Origin of the sequence: Silvanigrella sp. (assembly GCF_044369315.1) — a bacterium.
Classification (GTDB): Bacteria; Bdellovibrionota_B; Oligoflexia; order Silvanigrellales; family Silvanigrellaceae; genus Silvanigrella.
In genome coordinates this window covers 1-7,879 of sequence record NZ_JBIPMD010000158.1, presented here as the reverse complement: position 1 = coordinate 7,879, position 7,879 = coordinate 1, and the positions used below count along the sequence as shown (strand labels likewise).

The following is a 7,879-nucleotide window of genomic DNA, read 5'->3' as shown; positions in this document are numbered from 1 at the left end:
ACATGTCTTATAGGTTTGAATTCTTATTTAGTTCTTAATCATAGGAAAAGTCAAAATTAGGGTAATAAAATGGAATTTGATATTAGTCAGAAAAAATACGGTAATTTTGTAGTGATAGCAGCAACAGGGCTGTTTTTAACGTATCAAATTCCTGAAAAATTTTTAGATATGAAATTAGGTAAACTTTGCCTTGTTCCTATGCGACAAGGGAAATCGGTGAAAACATTTGTAGCCTTATTTCTTGAATTTACTGAAAAGCCTCATTTTCCTTGCCAAGAAATCATTAGTTATGTTCCTTTTACAAATCAGGTTCCAGAAGTTTTAATTTCAATTATGAAATGGGTTGCCGAGTATTATTTATTTCCATTTGAGCGGGTATTGCCAAATATTGCACCAAAATTTGTTTGGAATGTAGAAAAGCATTCTGTCTTGTTTAAAAGATTGTCTAAATTTTTTCATATCGATGATAAAAATCAATATTATATCAATCAAGAAAACAATAAAAAAGGGATTAAAGGCGAGACAATTTTACCCTTAAGGGAACAAATTGATTTATCGAGTGAACAAGAAAATGTTTATCATCAAATTTTATTAAAACCAAACTCTGTTTGTTTGTTACATGGTGTTACGGGATCTGGTAAAACAGAAATTTATTTAAAAATTGCGCAAAATGTAATACAAAATAAAAAAACAGTGCTCATTCTTGTTCCTGAAATTGCATTAACACCTCAAATGAGCTCGCGATTTCGTGCTGTATTTCAAAATGATTTAGCAATTTTGCATTCGGGATTAACATCAAATGAATATGAAAAAGAATGGTTTAAAATTCATTTAGGATTTGTAAAAATTGTGCTTGGTGTTAGAACTTCTATTTTTACTTTACTTGAAAATATCGGATTGATTATTGTAGATGAAGAACATGATGGAAGTTATAAATCACAAGATCTTCCGCCTTATCAAGCAAGAGACATTGCCGTTTTGCGTGCAAAAAAAGAAAAAGCCTTATGTATATTAGGTTCGGCAACTCCTTCTGTGGAGACAATGTATAATGCTTTGCAAGGAAAGTATGAATACTTTAAACTTGAAAATAAATATTCAAATAATACCGTTGATAGTATTATTATTGATAGCAAAAAAAATATGAATTTACCTTCAAAGTTAAAAGAAGGAAATTATCCTTTAAAGTCAACACAAATATCATTTCAAAATGATAGTATTTCATCCGAAGTTTGTTCTCTTTTAAAGGAGAAAAAAGACAAGGGTGAACAGAGTATCGTTATTATTAATAGAAGAGGTTATATTAATTTTGCTATTTGTGCTGAATGTACTTCGCCCTTAAAATGTCCCAGATGTTCTGTTACAACAACGTTACATCAAAATGGTTCCATAGAAATTTGTCACTATTGTGGATACCGAGAAAATAAAAGAAAAAATTGTCCAACATGTCATTCGACTCATTTTTTATTAAAAGGGATTGGCACTCAAAATATAGAAGAACAAATTCAAACCTTAATACCAAATTTAAAAATAGATAGACTAGATAGAGATGTCCTAACAAGTAACACAAAATTAAATGAAATTATAGAAAATTTTCGTATTGGAAAAACAGATTGTTTAGTAGGAACTCAAATGCTTGCTAAAGGACATGATTTTCCTAAAGTAACATTGGTAGTCATTCTTCATGTTGAAGACTCTTTATTTTTACCAGATTTTAGAGCATCTGAAAGAACTTTTCAATTATTAACTCAAGCTATGGGGCGAGCGGGAAGAGGAGAAAAAAAAGGAACGGTGGTTTTACAATCTTTAATTATTGGGCATCCTGTTATAGAAATGTCTTTAAATAATAAAGTAGATGATTTTATGAATAGAGAAATATCATTAAGAAAAATTGGGTTTCATCCTCCATTCTCAAGACAAATATTATTTGAAATAAGACATCGAAACAAAGAAAAAGCTTTAACTTTATCTAATAAACTTAAAGAATATTTAGTTTCGCATTGGAAATTAAATCAATTTAATCCATTAAAAGTAAGGCTTGCAGGCCCATATTCTGCAACAATTGAAAAAATACGAGATGAATTTCGAATGCAGCTTTGTATTAGCAGTTCGCGGGATTATCATCCTTTTATTCTTTTTCCAAAAGAAATATCTCATGACAAAGAATTGATATCTTGTTTGCGTATTGATGTAGATCCTTACTCTTTTCTTTAGAATATGAAAAAAAATTTCCGATACTGAGAAGAGTAAAATTTTCGTTTTTTTGAGATAAATGAAGGATATGAAATGCCTCAAGCTTCTGAAAATAGTAAAAATTCAGAAAAAGTTTGTGTTTTAATCATTGAAGAAAAAGCGGATCTTCGTACTTTTTTTATGGGTGTTTTAACAAAAACGGGAAATTATGAAGTAAAAAATGCGGCTTCACCAGTAGAAGCATTAGAGATTCTTGGTAAAGAAGCAAATACAATTCAAATTATCTTATTTAACTGGAATATGAAAGAAATGCCAGGTCATGTCTTTTCCCAAAAGATAAAAAATGAAGTCAATTATGATCATATTGAGTTGGTTGTTTGTTCAGCCGCATTTTCTCCGCAAGATTCTTTTTTAATGAGTGAAATTGATATTTATTATACTATGCCAAAAGTTGTAAATGCATCCGAGTTTTTATTAAAAATGGAAGAAGTTCGTTCCGAATTTAAGAATACACAAGCAATTTCAGCAAAACTAAAAGATTTAAAACATTTAATCCATGAATCAGATATAAAATCCATTGACACCCTTTTTTCAAACTCAGATGTAGAAAAAGAAATTACAAATAATTCGAAATATACTTATTTAGGCGGTGAGGTTCGTATTTTAAAGAAAAAATACGAGGAAGCTGTCGATTTTTTAAAAAATCATCTCGATAAAAATCGTGAAAATAAACAAAATGAAAATTTAAAGACATTAAGTACTCTTGGAAAAGCACTTTGTTTAGTTGGCAAGTTTGAAGAAGCTTCCATGATTTATGAAAAATTAGAATCGAAAAGTCCAAATAATTTAGGTCATAAAATTATGCTAGGAGATGCTTTATTGGGTTTAGATGATATCAATGGTGCTGAAAATAAATTCAATGAAGTATTAAATAAAGATCCTTCAAATACAGGAGCTTTAGTTGGGATGATGAAGTCCAATTCAGTTAATGGAAATTTTGATCAGGCTAAGTCATTTTTTGAAAAAATTGAAGGAAACTTTGAAAGCAAATCATTAGCAAGTTTTTTTAATAATAGAGGTGTCGCTTTAGTTAAAAAAGGAAAAGTGGAAGAAGCAATTTTATTTTATGAAAATGCTCTACAATTCTTCGATAAATTTAAAGCCCATGTTTATTTTAATCTTGGGATGGCATACTATCGATCCGGTAACATTTCTAGTGCTGTAAGCTGTTTTCAGGCTGCAATGGCTCAAGATACGAAGTTACTTGAAGAAAAAAATATATTGAAGGAGTTGCGAGAAAAAGGTGTTGAAAAATTTACTGCCGATTACAACGAGAATCTTAAATCAAGAAAAAAATAAAAACTTATTTGTTCTATTCCTTTTTTGTCTTTTCACAATTGCGATATCATGGCTCATTCAATTTAAAGTTTATTCTGATGTTTCAAATGGAAAAACATTATATATTTTAATTTCTTTATTAATGATTTCTTGGTTTCCTTTTTTAATTTCTATATTTTTAATAAAAATATTTAGACTATCTTTTGATATGTTACTATTAATCCCAATGCTCAGTAGGAAATTAACTTGGGGGATATTAATTCCATTATTAGCAGCTGCAGTTGGAATTAAATTGAGTCTTAACATGTCTCAAATAAACTTAATTTCTCCAGATAGCCCTATTTTTCTTTCTGGAGATACAATATTCTCTGCCTTAAATTTATCCTTATCTGGCTATATTCCCATCATTCTTTTTTGTGTTGTTGTTTCGTTAGGCACAGAGTTGTCTTTCAGGTCTTTTGTTGTTGAGTTAATGAATAAAGTAAAAATTAAAAATTCTTGGCTATTTGCAGGATTGATTCAATTTATTGCTTTTGTTCCTTTTTTGTGGTTTGGTTACTTTGGTGGTGGTGAAAGAAACATATTGTATATTATATTTTGGCTTGTCTTATTTCTGAGTCTATCTGGATTTTATGTTTGGCTTTCAATTTTACCAGCCTTTGATCCGAAAGAGGCGAAATTAAAAAAGCTTAAAATTGATGCAAAAAGATCTCTTATCCTTCCCATAATTTCATCTTGTTTATATCTAAATATTTATTATGTAGTTGCTGCAAGGACATTAGTAGAAAATGGAAATTTGTGGATGTCTGGTCCTGCAAATGTTATAACTGTCGTGATATACTTCATCATAACTATTTTTTTGCTCATGACGAAAAGGTTGAAATACTAATATGCCTGGGTACCAAAAAAAAATTTCTGCTTCTTTTTTTTCTCTTACGAATCTTTTTTCAGAGAAATCAAATTCATCTGAGAAAATACTCCAAAAGACAATAAATAAACAAAGATCGCTCTCTTGGATATTTTTTTTAGTATTTAAAAAAAATATCTTTTTAGCTTCTTTTATACAGATTATTTTGATATCTTTAGCTTTAATATCTCCGTTTATTATAAAACATTATCTCGAATTTTTTTTAGTACCAAGTTTTGCTGAAGTAAATAAAAAACTTTTTTTGTCATCATTATATTTTTTTGCATTTGTTGCTTTATTTCTTTTTATTTCTTATTTAAAGAAGCAGCTTTTTATAAATTGGAAAAGAGAAATTGAATATCAATCCTTAAATATTATGTCACATATATGTTGTTACTCTTCAAAAGATCAAAATAATATTATGCTAAATAAATTTAGTGATGAAGAAGGTAACTTTTTTTCATATAAGTTTATTGATCTTCCAAATGTTTTATCATTGTTATTTAGTATACCTGCCTTAATTGTCTCTTTCATTTTTATTTATGTTTTAATGGACAAGCTTTTTTTTATACCAATCTCAATTCTTATGATTATGTTTTTCTTGCAAATTCAAAATCAAATTTTTGTTTCAAGAACTATGAAAAAAGTTTTATTTTTTCTAGAATCAAGAAGTCTTTTATTAAAAAAGATATTTTTATATGGGAATAGAGTTCATTTATTAGCAATGGAATCTTTCTTTTTAAGAAAAATAAATTTATTACAACAAAATAGTAAAAACATAACATTAAATATTATAAATCGAATTTCGGCTTCACGAGTGATTTTTTATTATTCTTGTTTTGTATTAGCAATTCCAAGTATTGCTTTTTATATTTATGCACATCCAAATGCACCTTTAACATCAATTGCAACTCTTTTGGTATTTTTTATATTAGCGGCTCATTTTTATGCAAATATCTTATTATTTTCTTCACGTATTATAGAGTTAAAAAATAATTATAAGTTATTGAACTCTAACGTGACTCTAGTTAAAAGTAACGAAATAGAAGTTACTCAAGAAGTAAATGAAGAATTTAATGATTTTGAAGATTTTGTAAATATAAATAAAAAAGTGGTGAAGCAAGAAAAAATTTGGTTTCATAAAGCATCCTTTATGAATGGAAAGACGATCCATCTTTATAATATTTCATTTGAACATAGGCAGGGAAACATAACCGCTATAGTTGGGCAACCCAATTCTGGAAAGTCCTCTTTCTTAGCTGCATGTGCAGGTGAACTAAAGTTAATTAGTGGAGAAAAAAAATTACCAAATCAATTTGAAATATTGCCTCAAGACATCTCTTTATTTGATGGAACTTTAAGAGAAAATATTATTTTAAGTAAAGAATTTGAAGGTAGAAGATATATCGAATCGGTAAGGGCCAGTTTTCTGGAAGAAGAATTAAATTTTTTAGAGGATGGAGATGAAACTTATTTAGATACAAAAGAAAATACATTTAGTGAAAGTTTTTTAAGAAAAATAGCGATTGCTCGTATTTTATATGCAAAATCTGAATTTTATTTTTTAGATGAACCATTTCAAAATTTATCTCAACCAGAGATATCCCATATCTTTAATGAAGGATTTTTAAAATTATTACATGGTTTAAATCGTGTCATTGTTACTGAAAAATTAGAAATAGCTTCTCTTTGTGACCATATTGTAGTTATGAGAGATGGTATGATTGTGGAACAGGGAAGTCATAAAGTTCTTATAGAAAAAGCGGGTGTTTATGCAAGACTTCATTATGCTGCTGCAGATTCTAGGCAATTTGGCTTAACTCAAAATCAGTCTAAAATGAAAATAAAATCTAATATCATTTCAACTCAGGAAAAAAATAAATATTATGATTTTAGCTTTTATGATAAATCAAATGAAATAAAATATATTCGACAAATTTTTAGCTCTACAAAATTCTTTTTTCAATCCTATTTTAAAAATAAAAATTCATATTTAAGTTTTGGTATTATTCTTTTGTCGCAAATTTTTATGTGTTTAGGGTTTTACTCCTTGTTTTCTCATACTCTTGCAGAGAAATATTCAAAAAATATTCAAATTATGATGTTTGTTTCGAGTACTTTAATATCATTAGGACTTTTTTATCTGTTTCATATAAAAAATGCAATGATAAATTTACTTTTTGGCACTTCAATTGAAAATAAAGTGTATAATGTTTTAATTAAAAAATATAAAGACGATCATTCTTTTACGGCAAAATATTTAGATAATTTTTCGAAAGCGAAAGATGTTTTGTTTGCCTCTCTTACTTCACTCATTGTTCGTTTTTCCTATCTTGTGGCAGGATTCATTTTAATTTCTATTGCGAATGCATCTGCATTATTATTATTAGTGGCTTTTATTATTTTTACATTTGTGTTTGTGTTAATAAAAAAAGGTTCTTATTTAAGAGCTTATTTTGAAATGCAATCTGAAAAAAATAAGTTAGCTAAGTTAACATTTCACTATACTAATTCATTAAAAATTTCTAATTCATTTTTATTTAGAGAATATTTATATAAAAAGCATGAGAATGAAATAAATGAACTAGATGAAAAAACAAGAGAAAAAGATAAATATATCATTCAATTTTTAAAATTTATAAATTTATCTCTTGTATTTATTGTAGCATTGTCAGTTGCATATTATGTCATTAATATTGAAAAAATGTTTATTGGAACAGTAATAATGGCTTTTTTATCTGTTATTTTCTTTTTTCAAGCTTTTGTTAATATTGAAGAGGATTTCAAAAAATTTATTAAATGTATTCCTTATTTTGAAGATTTAATGCGCACATCTATTCATTATGATGATATTGAAAATCAATCGTGCTCTACTTCAAATTATTGGCCTCAAAAAGGTTCCTTGCGAGTTATGTCTTTGACCGTTTCTTCTTCTTTAGAATACCCTAATCCAATATATAATTTAGATCTTTTTATACCGCATGGGGCAAGATTTGGATTTATAACAGATAAAGGTCAAAATAAAACATCTACTTTTTTTGCAAGTTTACTTTTATTTGTCCCGTTTGATTCAGGAACAATTATAATTGATGATGAGGATATTTTAAAATTAAATCCAATTGATCTTAGAGATAAATATACTTACATATCTATGAATTCATTATTTCCTTTTCTTACCATTCGAGAAAATTTAGATCCCACGGAGCAATTTGATGATTCTGAAATTTGGTCCGTATTAAATAGAGTTGGTATTGCTCAATCAGTAGCCGTTTTAAGAAATGGTTTAAATACAAAAGTCGATGATCTTCCTAAACAAATGCTGTGGTCCGGTGAAATTTTATTTTTCTCTTTTGCAAGAGCTATTTTATTTTCTAATAAAATATTACTTGTAGATAATTTAATTTTACCTGAAGAAATGGAATTAAGAATTATCGATCTTTTATC

The 7,879-nt window shown here is 27.6% G+C and carries 4 protein-coding genes; all 4 read left to right on the top strand.

Going from position 1 to position 7,879, the window contains the following annotated elements; all coding sequences use genetic code 11:
- Positions 1-69 precede the first annotated feature (69 nt).
- Entirely contained in the window at positions 70-2,211 is a 2,142-nt protein-coding gene (gene priA / locus ACIQ56_RS11990) for a primosomal protein N' (protein ID WP_397601296.1), read from the top strand.
- Positions 2,212-2,283: 72 nt separating this feature from the next.
- Entirely contained in the window at positions 2,284-3,549 is a 1,266-nt protein-coding gene (locus ACIQ56_RS11985) for a tetratricopeptide repeat protein (protein WP_397601295.1), read from the top strand.
- Positions 3,494-4,417 (top strand): hypothetical protein, encoded by a 924-nt coding sequence (locus ACIQ56_RS11980; RefSeq protein ID WP_397601294.1) that lies wholly within the window; start codon positions 3,494-3,496, stop codon positions 4,415-4,417. The genes ACIQ56_RS11985 and ACIQ56_RS11980 overlap by 56 nt, the downstream gene beginning before the upstream one ends.
- Position 4,418: 1 nt before the next feature.
- Positions 4,419-7,879: ATP-binding cassette domain-containing protein (locus ACIQ56_RS11975; protein ID WP_397601293.1), on the top strand; the 3,461-nt coding region annotated here is incomplete at its 3' end.